Genomic DNA, 17,758 nt, shown 5'->3' with positions numbered 1-17,758 from the left:
CGGGACGTCAGGGCTGGCGGGCCGGGGGCGCGAAGGCCGGGACCTGGAATTTCGGAACGTCCAGCGACACGGAGACCGGTAGGGCCTGGGTCTCGCCGGTTTTCAGAAACCTCAGCGCGGCCTCCATCACCTGAGGCTGGCGCGCGAAGATCGCGTAGCGCGCGCCGTGGCTCCCCCGGTGAACAAGGATGGCCCGGCTGTTGGGGAAGTAGGGGAGCATGTTCAGCATGTTTTCGTAGGGGGTCGAGATGTCCCAATCGCCCTCGACGAACAGCACCGGGACGGGGTTGAGGACGGGGGTGCGGAAGTCGTCGCCGACGTCGGGACTCGGCCAGATGGACGCGGTCGCGATGTAGAAATCGAAGTTCCACCAGCCGAGCAGGTCGGCCGCCGGATCGGTTCGCAGGAGATGCTCCCGGGCGGGCGTGACCCCCAGGCTGGTGTCGATCAGGGGACCGATCAGCCCCATCTCGTCCTTGGAGCCGGCGCGGTCCTGCATCACCTCCCGGGCCCAGTCGTCATAGCGGCCGTAATAGATCGACAGGATGAAGGCCGGCCAGGCGCGCGGCGGCCGGGTCCCCTCGGGCCGGATCACCGCCCGCTGGAAATCCTCCGCCCCCAGGGTGATGACGTCGACGCGGCCCGTCTTGGGGTCCTTGAGCGTGACCTTCACCGGCGCCCGCAGGAGACGTTCGCGCACCGACCTTATGGCCCCCACCAGCCCGCCCGGGGGCATGTAGGGGGCGAGCCCGGCGTCGTGCTCGGCGTCCCACGAGATGCGCTGGAGCGCGCCGAACACCTGGGAGGGCATGTCGTAGGCGTAGTCGAGGGGCTCCACGCCGGACAGCAGCGCCCGCTGGACGATCTCGGGGTGGGTGCGCAGGACCGCGAAACCCCATTGGGACCCGAAGCTCTGCCCGACCAGCCTGATCTTCTCGTAGCCCAGGGCTCGCCGCAGATCGTTCACGTCCTCGGCGCACTGGATAACCGTGTAGCCGGACAGGTCCCGTCCTGAATTGGCGGCGACCGCCGCCTTGGCGACCTCGATGAAGGTCTCCGTTTCGCCGGCGCGGGAGCCAGGACGATCCAGGGGACGTGCGATGGGATGGTAGGCGAAGTTCAGGACCTCTCCGCGTTCGGAATAGCCCCGCTGGTCGATCACCAGCACGTCGCCGATCGCCCGGTACTGCAGGAGCTGGGTCAGGTCGCGCTGCGATTCCGGATCGGTCTTGAACAGCGGCTCCATGTCGGTTTCGCCGGGGCCGCCCGGCAGGTGCACCGTAGGCGTGCTGTCGCCGGACCGGTTCGACCGGATGCGCGCGAAGCCGACACCGATGATGCGGCTGCCGGGAACGGCGCGGTTCTCGGGGACGAACAGGGTGCCGAGTTCGAACGGCACCACCTCTCCGTCCGCCGCCGTCACCGAACGCGTTTCCATGATGACGTCGCCGGCCCGGTGAACGGTCTCGGCGGCGGCGCGCTGCGCCGCGCCCAGGGCCAGAACGGAGACAAGGCACAGGAGAAGTTTGCGTCCGGCCATCATTCTGGATCAGCCTCTAAAAATAAATATGAGCTCATTTACATATTACAGGGCTGGCGGCAAGGGGCCCGCCCCTGCGTGATCGCCGCGCATGCGCCCGGGCCTCGTCGCCAGGCCCCGCAGCCGCGCCAGGCCGATGACGAGCACCGGCGCGACATAGATGAGGAGGAATGCATAGGCGAGCAGGCGATATCCGTTGGCGATGAGGCCGACGAGCCCGATCCGGTCGGCGATGAAGATGCACAGGACGAGGATCAGTCCCGAGAGCCCGGCGCGCGCCAAGGTCGGAAGTTCGCGCCCGTAGCCTGCCTTCATGGCGGCGGACACCCGCTCGTTGATCGCGTGAACCGATCCAGCTCCGCTCTCCAGCAGGGCGGCGAAGATCATCACCTGAAAGAGCAGGTGAAAGGCGGGCCGATCGAGATGGCGAAGCAGGAAGTCGGACGGCAGCGTCTCCCGTGCGATCCCCGGATAGAAGGCGACCATGCAGGTGAAGAACATCGCCGCCGGAAGCATGGCGAGCGGCCCCGCCAAGGCGCCGGCGACGACCGCGTCGCGGGGCCGGGTCAGGTGACGCAGGACCGGCAGCACGATGACCGCGCCGATGATGTTGTAGCCGGCGTAGGTGACGCCGCCGATCGGCCAGCCGCCCGTCGGGGGCGGCGCGACGTGGAAGTTGGCGACGATCAAGTCTCCAAAGCTGGTGAGCGAGAAGACGACGAAGAGGGCGTAGACCCCGTAAAGGAGCAGCGAGACATACTTGAACAGCCGCTCGATCGCGGCGGCGCCGAACGCGGCGAACAACATGATCGCGGCCCCGAGCAGGAGGGACCCGGCGATGGGAGGCCAGGCGAAAATCGCCACCCCGATGGCGCTCGCCGACGCGCCGAAAACCGCCAGCATGACGATGACCGTCAGCAGATAGGCGGCCTCGAACGCGATCCATCCCGGCCCGAGCAGGTGCTTGAAAAAGCTGCGGTAGTCGAACGCCTTGAGGGCGAAGGCGAGGGCGAACGTCACGGCGCTGATCGCGCTCCAGAGCGCCATGGCCAGGGCCATCGCCGCCAGGCCGCCCCAGGGGCCGTGAGGCAGGAAGAACTCGGCCAGCTCGCGTCCCGTGGCGTATCCGCCGCCGATCACGACGGCCTTGAACGCCAGTCCTGGCAGCAGGAAGCGATTGAACCAATCCGGATCGAGGAGCCTCTTTCCCACCCTAGGCGCTCCCATGAAGACGACGCCCGCCGGCGCCCATGGCCGAGATGCGCGCGCCAAGCCGGATGTCCCTGGCGCCAAACCGCGTCCCGCCCTCCCCGCCCTCGCCCATGGCGGCGGGAAACAGCCTCGACTCGCCACGATCGGGGGCGGCGACGGCTTCGTCGAGGGTGACGAGCCGCGCGGCGACGGCTTCGCTGACGGCATGGATCATCGGGGCGCCTCATGGACGGGAACGAAGGGCGTGGCGGCGCGATCGGGCGCCTGGCGGTCGATCCGGCGGACGTGCTGATCCAGCAGCCGGAACAGCGCGCCCGAGGCCGCCGCGGCGGCGGCCAGGAGACAGAAGAACAGGGGCGCCCCCACGATGCTCCACAGCGCGCCGACGGTTCCCGCGAGAAGGTTTCCGACGAACGCCGAGAGGAACCAGACGGCGATCACGCTGGCGAGCACGCCCGGGGGGGACAGGCGGCCGAACAGGCTCATCCCGACCGGGAAGACAAAGAGCTCGGCGACGGTGAACACCGCGAAGAACGCCGCCAGCCAAGGCCAGCCGACCCGACCTCCGTCCGACCAGGCGCTGAGGCCGGCCAGCATGAGGAAGGCCAGCGACAACAAGGCGGCTCCGATGACCATCTTCTGTAGGGGGGTGCGATCGCGCCCACGTTCCGCGGCGCGGGTCCAGGCGACGGCCAGCAGGGGCGAGAGCGAGATCACCAGCAGCGGATTGACCGACTGGAACCAGGTCATCGGGATCTTCCAGCCGCCCGGCGTCAGCTGGCGGTCGACGGCGGCGTCGATCCAGAGGGGCAGCGTGTTGCCCACCTGCTCATAGGCGATGCGAAAGACGACCACGGCCGCGGAAACGCCGGCCAGGACCAGCAACTGCGCGCGCCACCGGCTTTCGGTCGGCCCGGGACCTGGAGGGGGCGCCCGGGCCGGAACGACGTCAGCGGGCAGCTCGCCCGCGCCCAGCACATAGATCGTCAGGCCGCCCAGCATGCCGACGCCGGCGGCGGCGAAGCCCCAGTGCCACCCCAGGGTTTCCCCCAGCGTGCCGCAGACCAGGGGCGCCAGGCACGCCCCAAGGTTGGCGCCGACATAATAGACATTGAACGCCGCGCCGGCGCGGGGGTCGCCGGGGCCGTAGAGCCCTGGAATCTGGCTGGGCAGATTCGGAAGGAAGAAGCCGTTGCCCAGGGCGATCACGGCCAGGGCCGGAAACAGCAGCGCCTCGGACGCCATCATGAAATGGCCCAGCGCCATGATCGATCCGCCGAGGAGGACGGCGCGGTGCCGACCCAGCCAGCGGTCGGAGATCATCCCGCCGAATATCGGCGTAAGGTAGAGCGCCGCCGTATAGACGCCATAGATCAGAGACGCCTTGCCCTGATGAATCATCAGCTGCTTCGTCATGTAATAGACGAGCAAGGCTCTCATGCCGTGAAGCGAGAAGATCTCCCACATCTCGGTCAGGAACAGCACCGTCAGGCCGCGGGGGTGACCGAACAGGGTCCTCCCCGCCGGCGGCGGCCTTTGCGGTCCCGACATCACCGGAGCCCCCGTGGGCCTGCGGCCGGGGCAGGAGCGGTCGACCTGCCGGTCATGCGGCGGCGGAAGCCCAGGGCGGCCGATCCAGATCGACGTTGCCGCCGGTGAGGATGACGCCGATCCTTTGGCCGCGAACCGGCAGCCCGCCCCCGAGCAGAGCGGCGACGGGCACCGCGCTGCTGGACTCGATGACGATCTTGAGGATCTCCCAGACCAGCCGCATCGCCGTGGCGATGGAGGCCTCCGGGACGGTGACGAATTCGTCGAGCAAGGCCCGAAGGATGACGAAGCCGTTTTCGCCGAGCGTCGTCCGCAGGCCGTCGGCGATCGTGTCGGGGGGATCTCCGGCGGTGCGGACGCCCTGCCGCCAGGAGCGCCAGGCGTCGTCGGCCTGGGCGGGTTCGCTGGCCCATATCGCCACGTTCGGACCATGGCCCCGCACCGCGACGGCCGTTCCCGCCATCAGGCCGCCGCCCCCGACCGGAGCGATGACGGCGTCGAGATCCGGCGCCTGCGACAGCAGCTCCAGGGCGGCGGTTCCCTGCCCCGCGATGACCAGGGGATCGTCGTAGGGGTGCACCAGCGTGGCGCCGCGATCGGCGACGATCGCCGCCGCCGCCGCTTCGCGGGCCAGGATCGTCGGCTCGCAGAAGGTGATCTCTCCGCCCAGGCGGAGCACCGACTCCACCTTGGCCTTGGGCGCGTTCGACGGCATGACGATGAAGGCGGAAGTCCCCCTGTTTCGCGCCGCCAGGCTGAGGGCGGCGGCGTGATTGCCGGAGGAATGCGTGACGACGCCTCTGGCGACCGCCTCGGGGCCGAGCGAGAGGACGGCGTTGTGGGCCCCGCGCGCCTTGAAAGCGCCGATGCGCTGGAAGTTCTCGCACTTGAAGAACACCTCGGCCCCCACGAGCTCGTTCAGCCGGCGGGAGGTGAGGACGGGCGTGCGGCGCACGAAGGGGGCGATGCGCGCCGCGGCGGCCTCGATGTCGGAGAAGGTTACGGGCAGGTCGGACAAGTTCGAGCTCCCATGGGACGCAAGAGGGGACCGGGTTTCACGGCGAATGGGTCGGGATCGATCTGGCCGTCACGGCCCCGCGTCGACGGCCTGGCCGCGGCGGACGTAGGTCGCGAAGGACTCCAGATCGATGTTGGCGCCGCAGATCACCAGTCCGACGCGGCGGCCCCGCAGGTCGTCCCGCAGGGGGCCGAGAAGCGCGGCGACGGCCGCCGCCGCCGCGGGCTCCACGGCGAGCTTCATGTCTCGAAACAGGAGCGCCATGGCCGCGCAGAGCTGGTCGTCGTCCACCGCGACCAGCGCATCCACGTTGCTGCGACAGAGCTCGAAACTGAGCGGAAGGGCCATGGGCGGGGCCAGGCTGGTGGCGATGGTGGAGACCGTGGCGACCGATTGCGGGGAGCCCGCGGCGAAGCTGAGGTGCATGGTCGGCGCGCCCTCGGGCTCCACGCCGATCACGCGGCAGCCGGGTTGAACCCGCTTGAACGCCGACGCCACGCCCGCGGCCAGGCCGCCGCCGCCGACGGCGACGATCAGGGCGTCCAGCGGCCCGCACTGTTCGGCGAACTCAAGTCCGAGCGTCGCCGCGCCAAGCGCGGTTCGCCGGCCCTCGAAGGGATGGATCTGGACGCGCCCCTCCTCGGCCGCCACCTGATCGACGGCGGCGAAGGCGGCCGCCCCGCCCTCGACGATCAGCACCTCCGCGCCATAGGCCCGCGCCGCGGCGATGCGATCCGGGCTCGCCGTCGACAGCATGATCACCTTGGCGCTGGTCTTCAGGATGGACGCCGCGCACGCGACGGCGATGGCGTGGTTGCCCGAGCTCACCGCCGTGACGCCGCGTTTCAGTTGATCCGAAGAAAGGCGCAGCATGTTGGAGAGCGCGCCGCGCAGCTTGAACGAGCCGCTGCGCTGGAAGAGCTCGAGCTTCAGGACGAGCTCGGTGGTCCCGAGCCGTTCCTCGATCTCGCGGCTCCGCCAGGTATGGACAGGCGTGCGCAGGACATAGGGGGCCACGAGATCGGCGGTCGACCGGATCTCCGCGAGACCGATTTCGCGGGCCGAGGCCGCGTCCGGCGCCGCCTCGGGGGTCGGGCGAAGGGTAGCCGATGGCGGTTTCATGACAGCTCCAATCGACGAGTTCTGCGCCGCAGCCACATGACGACGCCGGTGCCGGCGAGAAGAAGCGGGGCGAGGCCCGCGAGGGTCTGGGCCAGCCGCCACGCGACGGGCATGTCGACGCCTTCGTGGAGCCTGGCCGTCCAGTAAGAGACGACGTCGTCCGTGGCCGGCGTGACCTGAACCTCGCCGGTTCGGCCCCGGACCTCTACTTCCAGGTGATCGCGACCGCCGGCCTGCGCCATCTGGATGGTCCAGGTCGGCGCGCTGGAATCCGTGGGCAACGCCATCCAGGTGGGAGAGGCCCCGCCCGCCGCGCCGCGCGCCGCGGCCAGGGCGTCGTCGGCGGTGGCGATCGGCCCCACGTGGAGCATGCGGGGCGCCGGCTGGGGCGGCGCCGCGGCCCCGAACAGCGTCGCCACGACGCCGGGAAAGGCGAGGTAGACGCCGGTCAGCGCCGCGAGCGCGAGCGGCAGGCCGGCGCAGATCCCCACCATGTGGTGGAGATTGAAGAGTTGGGAGGCGCCCCGCGTCCAGCGCAGCCCCTTCAGCGGCCCGCCCTTCCGCGGCCACCAGAGCCAGAGGCCGGACACGCAGGAAGCCAGCAGGGCGAGCCCCGCCCAGCCCACCGCGTCATGGCCGACGACCGGGAGCAACAGCGTCTTGTGCACGGCGTTGAGAGCGCCCAGCACGCCGGCCTGGGGATCGCCCTTGTCGATGACCACCGCGGTCGCCGGGTCGAGCCAGGCCGCCAGCAGCTTGGCGGACTTTCGGGCGACGCCCGCCGGCGCGCCCATCACCTGGACCGGGTCGCCGGCATGTTCGGGAAACACCACCTGCATCGGCGCCAGGCGTCCGTCGAACGCGCGTTCGGCCGCCGAGACATAGGCCGAGACAGGCGCGATGGCGGCCGAAGGCGCGAAGGCGAAGCGTTGAGGGGCGAGGACCCGGTCCAGCTCGGCGCGCCACATGATCGCCGCTCCGCTCACGGTGAGCGGAACGATGGCGGCCAGGAGGCCGACCCCGATCCAAAGGTGGACGTTGAGCCACAGGCGGCGCAGGCGTCCGCGCGTCATGCCGCTCATGGCCGGCATCCCGGTTCGGTCGCGGCGCACGAGGGGCGCTTGACCGTGAAGTGCCGCACTTCCGGGAAGTCCGGCGAGGGGCCGTCCAGGAGCGGCGCCGGCGCGCCCATCAAGTGTTTGTCGAAGAACGCCGAGACGTAGGCCCGCAGGAGCGCCTGCATGTGGCCGGGATCGATGGGCCCCGCCCCACCCTTGACGTCGCCCGCCAGGCCGGCGAGCCGCCATAGACGGGTCACCATCGGCAGGTCGGTGAAGTTGCTGTGGTTCGCGCCCCGCACCTGCATCCAGTAGTCCCAGCTCGGGCCCCGGCCGAAGATCGCCAGATTGACCCCGTAGTCGCCGCTGTTCAGGGTCATGAACGGGTGTTGTCGCGGCGGAAGCTCCGTCAGGTGGAGGGCGAAGCCGTCCAGGGACACCCCGGCCTTGCACCGGTCGTCCGTGGCGCAGGTGGCGATGGTCGCCGCGCCTCCGAAGGACATGCCCATCATGCCCAGCCGCGACAGGTCCAGCCGGCCGGCGAACGGGCTCGGCGTGCGTCCCGTCTGAAGGCTCTCGATCTGATCCAGAATGAAGCGCTGGTCGGCGATCCAGATGTTGAGCCCATACCGGTTCTTGGCGTCGGCCCGGGGCGAATAGGCCATCAGCTTCTGGATGGCGGACCGGACTTCGTCGCCCTTCAGGCTCGTGGCGATCGCCTTGAGATCGGCCTCGGAGGGCGGGGTTCCCCGATGAGGCTCGGGGCCGCGGTTTTCATAGACCTCGGGCACGAACCGCGCGACGCGGCCCCCGGGCAGGTCCGACTGTCCCGCGCCATAGACGTGATCGATGGCGACGACCACGTAGCCGCGGCTCGCCAGGTCCTCCATCAGGGTCAGGTTCTGGCCCCAGAACGCGTTCCGGCCATGGGAGAAGACCACGACGGGGTAGGTGCGCCGGGCCGGCGAGATCGGCGCGTCCTGGAAGGAATGGGTCGGGATCGCGCCGAGGTGGGTGAAGAAGGGCGCCAGCGGCAGCGAGCCCGCCGTCGCCTGGGCCATGACGTCGGGGTCCGTCAGATAGGGAACGGGTTTCGCGCCCGCCGCCGCCGTGGCCGGATACCAGACGTGCGCCATGAGCTCGCGCCGATCGAAGGGCTCGACCGTGTGGAGTTCGTAGCGGGACGGATCGACGAAGTGCAGGGTCGTGGTCCCGACCGCATAGGCGCCGGACGGCTTCGGCAGGCGGAACATCGGAAACAGGAACGACGCGACCACGGTCAGGACCAGCAGCAGGGCCGCGATCCAGCGGGCGGCGCCCCTCGTGCGCCCGCCCGCCCCGTTGAACCGCCCGCCCAGCGGGGGCCAGACCGCGCCAAGCTGTAGAACCGCCAGGACGAGCAGAACGACATAGGCCGGCCCCATCTGCCAGCGGGGGCCCTCCACGAGGAGGTGCGTCGCGCAGGCGGCCAGCGCCAGGATCGCCAGGGCCGTGGGCCACGGGGTCTTCTTGAGGGCGCCGACCAGGCCCGACAGCAGCCAGAGGGTCAGCAGGCCCAGGGTGAGGGTGTCGAAAATCAGCATCTCATGTCCTGCTCGGAAGCCGCGCACGTCAGGCGCGGGCGGTCAGTTGTCTTCCTCATCCAGCTCCTCGCGGGTGAGCGGCGGATAGGCGGAGCGCGCGAAGCGGACGCCGCGCTTGATCGTCAGGACGACGCTGCGAAGTTGGCGCAGGTCGTCGAGGGGGTTGGCGGCGAGGACCACCATGTTGGCGAGCTTCCCCGGCTCGATCGTGCCCATCTGAGCCTGCTGGCCGATGGCCATGGCCCCGGTCAGGGTGGCGGATCTGATGGCCTCGACCGGCGAGAGGCCGGCCTTTTCGCCGAGGAAGACGATCTCCTGGTGAAGGGCCGGGAACGGGTCCTCCGGCGGAGAGAACGAATCCGTCCCCGCCGAGATCATGACGCCGTCGCGATGGGCCTGGGCCGTCAGGCGGGCGGAGAGGTCCGCGGAACAGGATACCGGCTTCCCGGCGGCCCGGCGTTCCTGTTCCCCCACCACGTACACGTAGTTGGTGGCGTCGAGGATCTGGCCCCGTCGCCGCATCTCCCCGAACAACGCCGCCATCCGGGGATTGTCGGGGTCCGCCAGCTGCGCATAGGGCAGGACGGGCGGCGGCGACATGGACACAGGCGGCGGCGCGGCGGCCTGGAACCCCGCCTGGCAGGCGTGGGAGATCACATCGACCCCCGCCGCGACCACCTCCTCGGGCGTCGCGGGAAACAGGATGCCGTGCGACCAGACCCGCATCCCCTGGCGATGGGCCTCGGCCGTGATCCGGGCCAGAAGGCGACCGGAAATGTCCGCATAGGTCTTGATCCCGCTGGCGGAAGTCCCCCGGGCGAGGGCGACGGCCAAGGGCAGATCGGTCTGGCTGGTCACCGCCTGCATCCAGGGAACCGCGCCGGCCGTGGCGCCCTGCGTCGCCGAGACCGTGCGTTGGTCGGCGAAGAATCCGGGGCCGGCCATCAGGGCGGCGTAGAAGATGTCCGGGCCGGGAATCTCGCCCACCCGGGAGGCTCGCGCCAGGTCCGCGAGGGCGCGGCCGTCCCCGGCCATGTCCCGGACCGCAGTGACGCCCCCGTAGACCTCGCGCCGCATCAGCGCCTCCGCTCTCTTGCGGTTGGGCGAGGTGGCCAGATGGACGTGGGAGTCGACCAGCCCGGGCAGGAGGTAGCGTCCCGACAGGTCGACGACCTCCGCCCCCTTGAGATCGGCCTTGCTCAGCTGCTGGTCCGGCAGGACGGCCTTGATGACGGCGCCTTCGACGATGACGGCCATATGAGGCTTCACGCCGCCGCCCAGGCCGTCGATCAAGCCGGCGTCGCGATACACGACCACCTGGCTCGCCGGCGGCGGCGCGTAGGGGGTGAGGCCGACCGCAAGGCCGGCCAGGGCGCTGGCGAAGAGGCCCAGGATCATCGTCCATACTCCTCGGTTCGCGGGAAGGCGCGGTCGCGGGGAAGGGTCAGGCCCATGGGGACAGCCCCCCTCGGACGGCCACCAGCACCGAGAAGATGACGAACAGGGCCGCCGCCGAGGCCTGCAGGCCTTTGAGCCACCAAGCCTCGCCGTTCGCCTCCATCCAGGCCGGGGGCGTCGCGGCCAGCAGGGCGACGGAAGCTGCGGCGGCGGCGAGGGCGGCGATCGAGGTGGCGAGCACCTCGGGGCCGGGCCAGGCCGTTCCGCCCTGATCCTCGAGGCCAAAGCCCTTGAAGGCCGCGAAGACGACGACCCAAAGTCCCGCGGCGATCAACGACGCCGCTCTGACCCGACCGGTCCATGTGGGCGCCGGGCTGGCTCGCCGGCCGGCGAACACCCGTTGCGCCAGGACGAGCAAGGCGACGGCCAGGGTGGCGGTCGCGGCCCTTCCGAACAGGGTCCGGTCCAGCATCGGGCCGGCCCGTTCCAGGGTGTAGCTTCCCCGCGCGATGGGAAAGCTGACCGCGCGCCCCTGCGCGTCGAGCTTGAAGACGAGGCGATCTGATCCCCCGTCCGCGGCCCGGAAACGCGACGGGTCGCCGTCGGGAACCCAGGCGCGGGTGACGCTCCCGGTCTTGGCGATCAGGTAGCCGTCCCGCGTGACCCAGACCCGGTCCTCCGCGCCCAGGAGGTCCGCGAACTTCTCGAGCCCGAAATAGGCGCGCCGGGTGGGTATGTAGTCGCCCGCATAGAGGCCGCCTCTCCTGGCCAGGGCCGGGTCCCCCGGCAGGGGCGAACCCCGGGGCGGCAGGTAGAAGTGCTCGACGATCAACTCGGGCAGGCGCTCGACCAGGGCCCGGCCGCCGGTGGAGTTGCTGTTGGCGAAAACCCCCAGGTCCAGGTCGGGGATCAGGGCCATGTTGGTGAAGAAGACGCCGGTGGCCCCGCCGTGGCCGTAGGTCCTGAAGCCCCCCGGCAGGTCGCGCACCATCAGGCCATGGGCCCAGCCGTTGACCCCGCTTGGGGTCGCCAGGATCGGCGTCCGCAAGGCCTGGGCGGTGAAGGGGCCGTAGAGCTCCGTCCCGCCCAGACGTCCGCCGTTCTGCAGGGCCAGCATGTAGCGGGCCATGTCGGCCGCGGTGGTGGACGCCGAGCCGGCCGGCGCGATCTGGCTGATGTGCTCGAAGGGCTGGACCTGAAAGCGGGCGTCACGCCAGGCGAAGCCGTCCGACAGGCGGGCGGACAGCGCGCGAGGCATGGGCTCGGGCAAGCCGCGGCGAGGCGCATAGGGCTCGCGATAGGTCGTGCTGGCCATCCCGAGGGGCGCGAACACCTCGCGCTCCATGACGGTCTCGAAATCCTGGCCGTTGAGCCGGGCGACGATATAGCCGGCCAGGGCGGCCCCGTAGTTGGAATAGGTGGCGAACTGGCCGGGCTCGCGGACCCGGCGGGGTCGACGCCGCGCCAGATAGTCGGCCAGGGGCGTGACGTCCTCGTCCCGATAGACGAACAGATGGCCGCGGGCGGTGTCCTCGAAGCCCGCCGCGTGGCTCATCAGGTCGATCACGCGGATGGGGGCCTTGAACCCCTGGTCCGGTATTTTCAGCGCGGGCGGAAGATAGTCGTTCACCGGGTCGGCGAGCCTCACCCGGCCCCGCTCCACCTCCTTGAGCAGGGCGACCCACACGAAGGTCTTCGACACCGAGCCGATGCGCACGAGGGTGCGATCGGGGTCCATCGGCCGGGTCTTGTCGGCCAGTCCGTACCCCTTGAGAAGCACGGGGCGTCCCGACTGAACGATCGCCACCGAGACGCCGGCGATGTGTTCCGCCGCCATCGCATCCCGGACTGCGCCGTCCACGAACCGCTCCAGGTCCTGGGCGGGTATGGGCTGGCCCTTGCGCAGGAGCGATTGCGCCGGCGGCGTGTCGGCCGGGGCGTTCGCCGGCATGGCCAGGCCCAGGACGGCGGCCAGGACGGCGACGGCGGGCCGCCAGTTCACGATCCCGCCCCACGACGTTCCGGCGGCGGGAAGGCCGGCCGCTCGAAGGGCGGCGGCGGCAACGAGGTCTCCGAAGGCAGGCCGTCGGCGTCCCCGGTTCCCAGGAACCGCAGGATCTGGTCGCGCAGCTCCGGGCGTTGCGCCATCAGCAGGAAGCGCGCGCCGTGTCCCGCTTGGTGGACGAGAATCGCCCGGCCATGAGGGAAGTACGGCAGCATGCTCAGGGTGTTCTCGACGGGGGTCTCGGTGTCCCAGTCCCCATGGACGAACAGCACGGGGATCTCGCTCCGGGCGACCCGACGCAGCCCGTCGCCCATGTCAGGGGTCGGCCAGGTCGGCGCGGCGGCGATGTCGGGCGCGAACCCCCACGCTCCCAGGAAGGCGCCGGCGGGGTCCGTCCGCAGCAGGTGCTCGCGCTCGGGGCTCACCCCCAGGCTCGTATCGATCAGCGGCGCGATGAGCGCATCCGTCTCGCCGCCCTTATGGCGCTCGGCGATCACCTCGCTCGCCCAGTCCTCGTAGCGCCGGTGGTAGAGCGACAGGACCCAGGCGGGCCAGGCTTCGGCCGGGCCGACGACGTCCCGCTGGAAGTCGGAGAGGCCCAGGGTGACGGAGGCGGCGCCCCCCGAACGGGGATCGCGGACCTTGACCGTGACGGGCGAGCGCGCCAGGCGGTCCCGCACCGCCTGCAGGGCGGCCATGAGCCCGCCCTTCGGCAGATAGGGCTGCAGGCCGGGGTCCCGGTCCGCCGACCATGCGATCCGCTGCAGGGCGGCGAACACGTGCGACGGCATGTCGTACCCGTTGTCGAGCGGCTCCACGCCCGACAGCAGGGCGCGCTCGACGATCTCCGGGTGGAGACGCATGATCGCGAAGGCCCACTGGGACCCGAAGCTCTGGCCGACGAGGGTGAGCTTCTCGTAGCCCAGGGCTCGCCGCAGATCGTTCACATCCTCGGCGCATTGGACGATCGTGTAGCCGGACAGGTCCTTGCCGGGATTCGCGGCGACAGCGATGTTCGCCGATGCGATCGCCGCCTTCGCTTCGGCCGCCAGCGACGCCGGGCGGTCCAAGGGGAGATCCCAGGGCGGATGGGCGTAGGTGAGCCTGTCGCCTCGGGCTGAATAGCCGCGCTGGTCGATGAGCACGATGTCGCCGGCGGGGCGGAAGGCCAGCAGGTCGCTCAGCTTCACCGGGCTGTTTCCGGCGCTTCCCGTGAGCAGGTCCAGATAGCTTGATCCTGGCCCGCCGGAGAGCAGAAACAGCGGCGGACCGTTCTGAGCCGCGGCGCTCCCGCGAATTCGAGCGTAGCCGATCCCGATCAGACGGCTGTCGGCGACCCCGCGGTTCTCCGGGACGAAGATCGTGCCGGTCTCGTAGGCGACGTCTTCGCCGCCCGCCGTTCGGACCGAACGGACCTCTTTGGTCAGTTCCCCGGCGTGATGCGGGGAAATGGCCGCCGCAGCCGGAAAGGCGGCCGCAGCCAGGATCAGCGCAAGGCGCGCGGCTCTTCCGAAGCGATGCAACTGGCTCATGATCGATTCAAACCATTTTGTGAAAGTGAGCTCAACTTAACTTTCTGACATCAAGCTGAGGGCCGAAGCGCCGCCCTCGCCGGTTAGGGCGCCGGCGCCGCAGGGCGCTGAACGCGCAGACGCACCTCGGGATATTGCGCCGACGGCCCGTCGAGCAGCGGCTCGGGAACTCCCATGAGGTGCTTGTCGAAGAACGCCCCGACATAGTCGTTGGTGAGGGCGAGCATCCGGCGGGGCGCGATCGAGCCGGAGAGGCCGACAAGTCTCCAGAGCCGGGTGACCATGGGCAGATCGGTGAAGTCGCCATGCTTGCTCGTCCCCACCTTCATCCAATAGGCCGGGCCGAGCGCGCGGTCGGCCTGGGCCAGGTTGAGATTCTGTTCGCCGCCGCTCGCGTACAGGAAGGGCTGCGCAGGCGGCGGCAGGTCCAGAAGCAGGCTGGTGAAGCCATCGAGATCGAGTCCGGCCTTGCACCGAGAATCGAGGGCGCAGGTCTCCACCGTGGCGCTCCCGCCGAAGGACATGCCGAAGACGCCGAGGCGCGAGAGATCCAGGCGTCCCGCGAACAGACCGCCGGCCCCGCCGGACTGCCACCGTTCGAGCTGATCGATGACGAACCTCTGGTCGGCCGACCAGATGGCCAGACCATAGTGGTTCAACGCCAAGGCTTGGGGATCGCCTCGATCCAGCTCCGCGACGGCGGCCCGGATTTCGGGGACGTCGAAACCCACGATCGCCCTTTGCGCCCGCTCCATCACCGCGATGCGATGCGCGCTTGGCGGCGCGCGCCGGCCCGTCGCCTCATATACGCCGGCGACGAACCGGGCGATCCGGCCGTCGGAAAACACCGTTGCGGTGCTCCCATAGGCATGGTCGACACCCACGACGACATAGCCGCGGCTGGCCATCTCCTCCATCAGGACCGTGTTGGCGGCGCCGTAGACGTCGCGTCCGTGGGAGAAGACCAGGACAGGATAGGTGGCCCGCCGCGCGGATATCGGCGCGTCCGGATAGGCGTGGCTCGGGATCGCCTTCAGGTGGGAGAAGACGAACGGAAACGGCAGGCCGTAGCCTTTGGCGATCGCGGGGCCCAGCCGGTCGGCGTCGTCCATGTAGGATACGGGCCTGGCCCGCCTGGCCGGCTGCGCCGGATACCAGACCCGGACCATCAGCTCCCGATGATCGAAGGGCTCGACCGTGTGCGGCTCCAGGCGGTTGGCGTCGACCAGATCGAAGGTCCGCGTGCCGATGGCGTAGGGGCCGCTGGGCTCGGGAAGCTGGAACATCGGAAACAGGTAGGCCGCGACGCCCGCGGTCAGCAGCAGTCCGGCCGCGCCCGCCCGCGCGGTCCAGGCGAACCAGGAGCCTCGCGCCTGCGCCCAGGCCCGCAGGGGCGAGATTCTCAGCCCGAGGGCTCCCCCGCCCCAGCAGGCCAGAACCGTATAGACCGGGACCATCTGCCAGCGAGCGCCCTCGAAGGCCAGGTGAGCCGCCGCGGCCAGGATGGCGGCGCCTAGCAGGAGCCGGCATATCCAGCTGGAGAGCCGCAGCGACGCGGCGAGCAGCGCCAGGGCGAGAAGGACGATCATAAGCAGGTCGAACCGGAGAATGACGAAGCTCCTTGTTCCATGTGGCGGGCGGCGGGCGCCCCGTGCCGCGACGCTCGCCTCGCCTTCCGCCCAGGACCGCGCCCGGCTGGGCGCGGCGGTCGTCGGTTCTGGCGGGCGCTGGCGCTCGCGAGCGATCCTGGCCGGTTAGAATTTGGCCGTGGCGTCGATCCCGATGGTGCGGGGCCGCGAGACCGAGAACTGGGTCCGGAACGTGGGCGCGACGCCAAGCACGTCGGAGAGGTTGGCCGAGACGTCGAAGGCGTTCTTGACGAAGAAGGCGAGTTGAACGCGGCCCAGGTCGGTCCCGGCGCGCAGGTTCACCATGTGGTAGGCGTCGCGCTCGGCGGTGACGCCCCTGCTGCTGCCCACATAGGCGTAGTCCGCATGGGCGAAGCTCGGAAACCTGCCGACCTGGAAGTTGTAGTCGAGCCCGGCGGAGACGTTCCACCTGGGCACCTGCTGGGTTCTCTGACCGACGGGCACCGGAACCACATAGTTTCCGATCTTCCCGCCGGCGGTGATGCGGGCGTCGGTGTAGCCGGTCCCGAAGGACAGCCTCAGCCCCTGACTGACCACCGCGTTGACTTCCAGTTCGCCGCCGTCGCTCTGGGCCTCGCCGACATTGACGACGGCGTTCTGGCCGCAGGTCGGAAATTCGATGCTCTGCTGGAGTCCGGTCTGCACGATGTGGAAGAGCGCCCCGTTGACCTGGAGCCGGCCGTCCAGCCAGGTCGTCTTCGCGCCGCCTTCGTAGTTCCAGAGGGTGTCGGACTTGTAGGAATCCAGGTCGGCTCCCGTCAGGCCCGCGCGGGCGATGTCGGCGGCGCAGCCCGGTTTGGAGAACGTATTCCCGCCCCCCGTTCGAAACCCCTTGGCCGCCATGGCGTAGATCTGGGCGTCGCGGGTCAGCCGGTATTCAGCGACATACTTCGGATTGAGTCCCGTTTCGTGCGACTTGCCGGAAAAATTGGACAGCCCGGTGAAGTCGCCGTTCTCGAAGCCGCCATTGGCCGTGCGGGTGTCGAAATACCGCAGCCCCCCCGTGACGCTGAGCGCGTCCGTCACCTGCCAGGTCGCCTCCCCGAACAGCGCCTGCTCCGTCGTCGAAGCCGCAATCCCGGCGCTGTAGATGTTGAACCCGTCGAACATGATCGGCGGATAGTTCGAAGACGTGTTCGATTTCCGGTAGTAGGCCCCGACCGTGAACTGGATCGGCGCCTTGAGGCGGGACACGAACCTGAGTTCCTGGGAATTGATCCTGGCCTTCGACGTGCTCGTGATCGGAATGGCCTGGGAAAGGTTGACCCCCAGGATGGACGGAAAGCCCTGAGCGACGAAAAGCTCGGAAAAGTCCTCATGCTCATCGGCCCTGCGGTCGAACTGGGACGAGGCGGACACGAGGTCGCCGAACGGCATGCTGTAGGTCGCGGTCAAGGTGTAGAGACGCCAGGCGTCGTGACCTCCGCTGTCATAGTCGAACATCCGTTCCTGGCGGGTGTTGCCGGGCCGGAAGTCGGCGACCGACTGGCCATGGGACGCGGCGTCGCCGAACATGAAGCGCGGCGTGATCGTCAGGTTGCCGTCGAAGAGCTTCAGGGTCGCGGCGACCTGACCGCCGTTCCGAAATTGCGAGTCGACGTTCTTGTGCGGCGCGAAGGGAACCGGAGCGCCATAGACCGGGTCCTGGCTGGCGTAGCGGTCGTAGGTCCCTGACTCATAGTCGTAATAGCCGAGAACCTTGATCGCGAGCCTGTCCGCGATGACGGGAATATTCACCCCGCCGTCGACCGCGCCGTTCAGGCCGCCGCCCTCGGTGGCGGACCCGATCACATGGGCCTGGCCTGTGAACGCGGCGGTGCTGGGCTGATTGGTGACCAGCCGAACCGTGCCGCTCATCGCGCTCGCGCCGTAGAGCGTGCCCTGCGGCCCGCGCAGGACCTCGACCCGTTCTATGTCCACGATGCGGGGATCGATGCCCGCCGGCAGCGCTATCTCGTCGAGATAGAATCCGGCGCCGCCCGCGATGCCCCGGATGACCATTCCAAGTTGCCGCCCCGGCGACACGCCGGTGACGCTGAACGAAAGGTTCGGGACCTGCGTCGCATAGTCTGTCAAACGGCTTGCAAAAT

Annotated in this window: 13 protein-coding genes; all 13 read right to left on the bottom strand. The window is 69.7% G+C overall.

Annotated features, from left to right (window positions below; all coding sequences use genetic code 11):
- Window positions 1-7 precede the first annotated feature (7 nt).
- A complete protein-coding gene (locus tag C5708_RS19145) occupies window positions 8-1,540 on the bottom strand; it encodes an alpha/beta hydrolase (RefSeq protein ID WP_242923592.1) in 1,533 nt (510 codons plus the stop codon).
- 45 nt (window positions 1,541-1,585) lie between these two features.
- Window positions 1,586-2,599, bottom strand: a complete 1,014-nt coding sequence (locus C5708_RS19140; RefSeq protein WP_242923591.1) for a hypothetical protein — start codon at window positions 2,597-2,599, stop codon at window positions 1,586-1,588.
- A gap of 154 nt (window positions 2,600-2,753) precedes the next feature.
- Window positions 2,754-2,966 carry a hypothetical protein gene (locus tag C5708_RS19135; protein ID WP_242923590.1) on the bottom strand — a complete coding sequence of 71 codons (213 nt, stop codon included), beginning with the start codon at window positions 2,964-2,966 and terminating at the stop codon, window positions 2,754-2,756.
- Window positions 2,963-4,303, bottom strand: coding sequence for a peptide MFS transporter (locus tag C5708_RS19130; RefSeq protein ID WP_242923589.1), 1,341 nt, complete (start codon window positions 4,301-4,303; stop codon window positions 2,963-2,965). Before C5708_RS19130 ends, C5708_RS19135 begins: the two co-directional genes overlap by 4 nt.
- Before the next feature lie 52 nt (window positions 4,304-4,355).
- Window positions 4,356-5,321, bottom strand: a complete 966-nt coding sequence (locus C5708_RS19125; RefSeq protein WP_242923587.1) for a pyridoxal-phosphate dependent enzyme — start codon at window positions 5,319-5,321, stop codon at window positions 4,356-4,358.
- 69 nt (window positions 5,322-5,390) lie between these two features.
- Complete coding sequence (locus C5708_RS19120) at window positions 5,391-6,479, bottom strand: pyridoxal-phosphate dependent enzyme (protein ID WP_242923585.1); 1,089 nt, start codon at window positions 6,477-6,479, stop codon at window positions 5,391-5,393.
- Window positions 6,440-7,525, bottom strand: coding sequence for a PepSY domain-containing protein (locus tag C5708_RS19115; protein ID WP_242923584.1), 1,086 nt, complete (start codon window positions 7,523-7,525; stop codon window positions 6,440-6,442). The genes C5708_RS19120 and C5708_RS19115 overlap by 40 nt, the downstream gene beginning before the upstream one ends.
- The gene (locus C5708_RS19110) at window positions 7,522-9,084 is read right to left on the bottom strand and encodes a hypothetical protein (protein WP_242923583.1); all 1,563 of its coding nucleotides are present in this window, start codon (window positions 9,082-9,084) and stop codon (window positions 7,522-7,524) included. The genes C5708_RS19115 and C5708_RS19110 overlap by 4 nt, the downstream gene beginning before the upstream one ends.
- A gap of 42 nt (window positions 9,085-9,126) precedes the next feature.
- Window positions 9,127-10,482 carry an amidohydrolase family protein gene (locus C5708_RS19105; RefSeq protein ID WP_242923582.1) on the bottom strand — a complete coding sequence of 452 codons (1,356 nt, stop codon included), beginning with the start codon at window positions 10,480-10,482 and terminating at the stop codon, window positions 9,127-9,129.
- Window positions 10,483-10,528: 46 nt separating this feature from the next.
- Window positions 10,529-12,484, bottom strand: a complete 1,956-nt coding sequence (locus C5708_RS19100) for a serine hydrolase domain-containing protein (RefSeq protein WP_242923581.1) — start codon at window positions 12,482-12,484, stop codon at window positions 10,529-10,531.
- On the bottom strand, window positions 12,481-14,019 hold the full coding sequence (locus C5708_RS19095; protein ID WP_242923580.1) for an alpha/beta fold hydrolase: 1,539 nt from the start codon (window positions 14,017-14,019) through the stop codon (window positions 12,481-12,483). The genes C5708_RS19100 and C5708_RS19095 overlap by 4 nt, the downstream gene beginning before the upstream one ends.
- A gap of 83 nt (window positions 14,020-14,102) precedes the next feature.
- Window positions 14,103-15,608, bottom strand: a complete 1,506-nt coding sequence (locus C5708_RS19090; RefSeq protein ID WP_242923579.1) for a hypothetical protein — start codon at window positions 15,606-15,608, stop codon at window positions 14,103-14,105.
- Between the two features lie 165 nt (window positions 15,609-15,773).
- Window positions 15,774-17,758 (bottom strand): TonB-dependent receptor (locus C5708_RS19085; RefSeq protein WP_242923578.1); only part of this gene is annotated, 1,985 nt, incomplete at its 5' end.

The sequence above is a fragment of the Caulobacter sp. CCUG 60055 genome, from assembly GCF_022750545.1.
GTDB lineage: Bacteria > Pseudomonadota > Alphaproteobacteria > Caulobacterales > Caulobacteraceae > PUIC01.
This window is presented reverse-complemented; position numbering and strand designations above follow the sequence as displayed.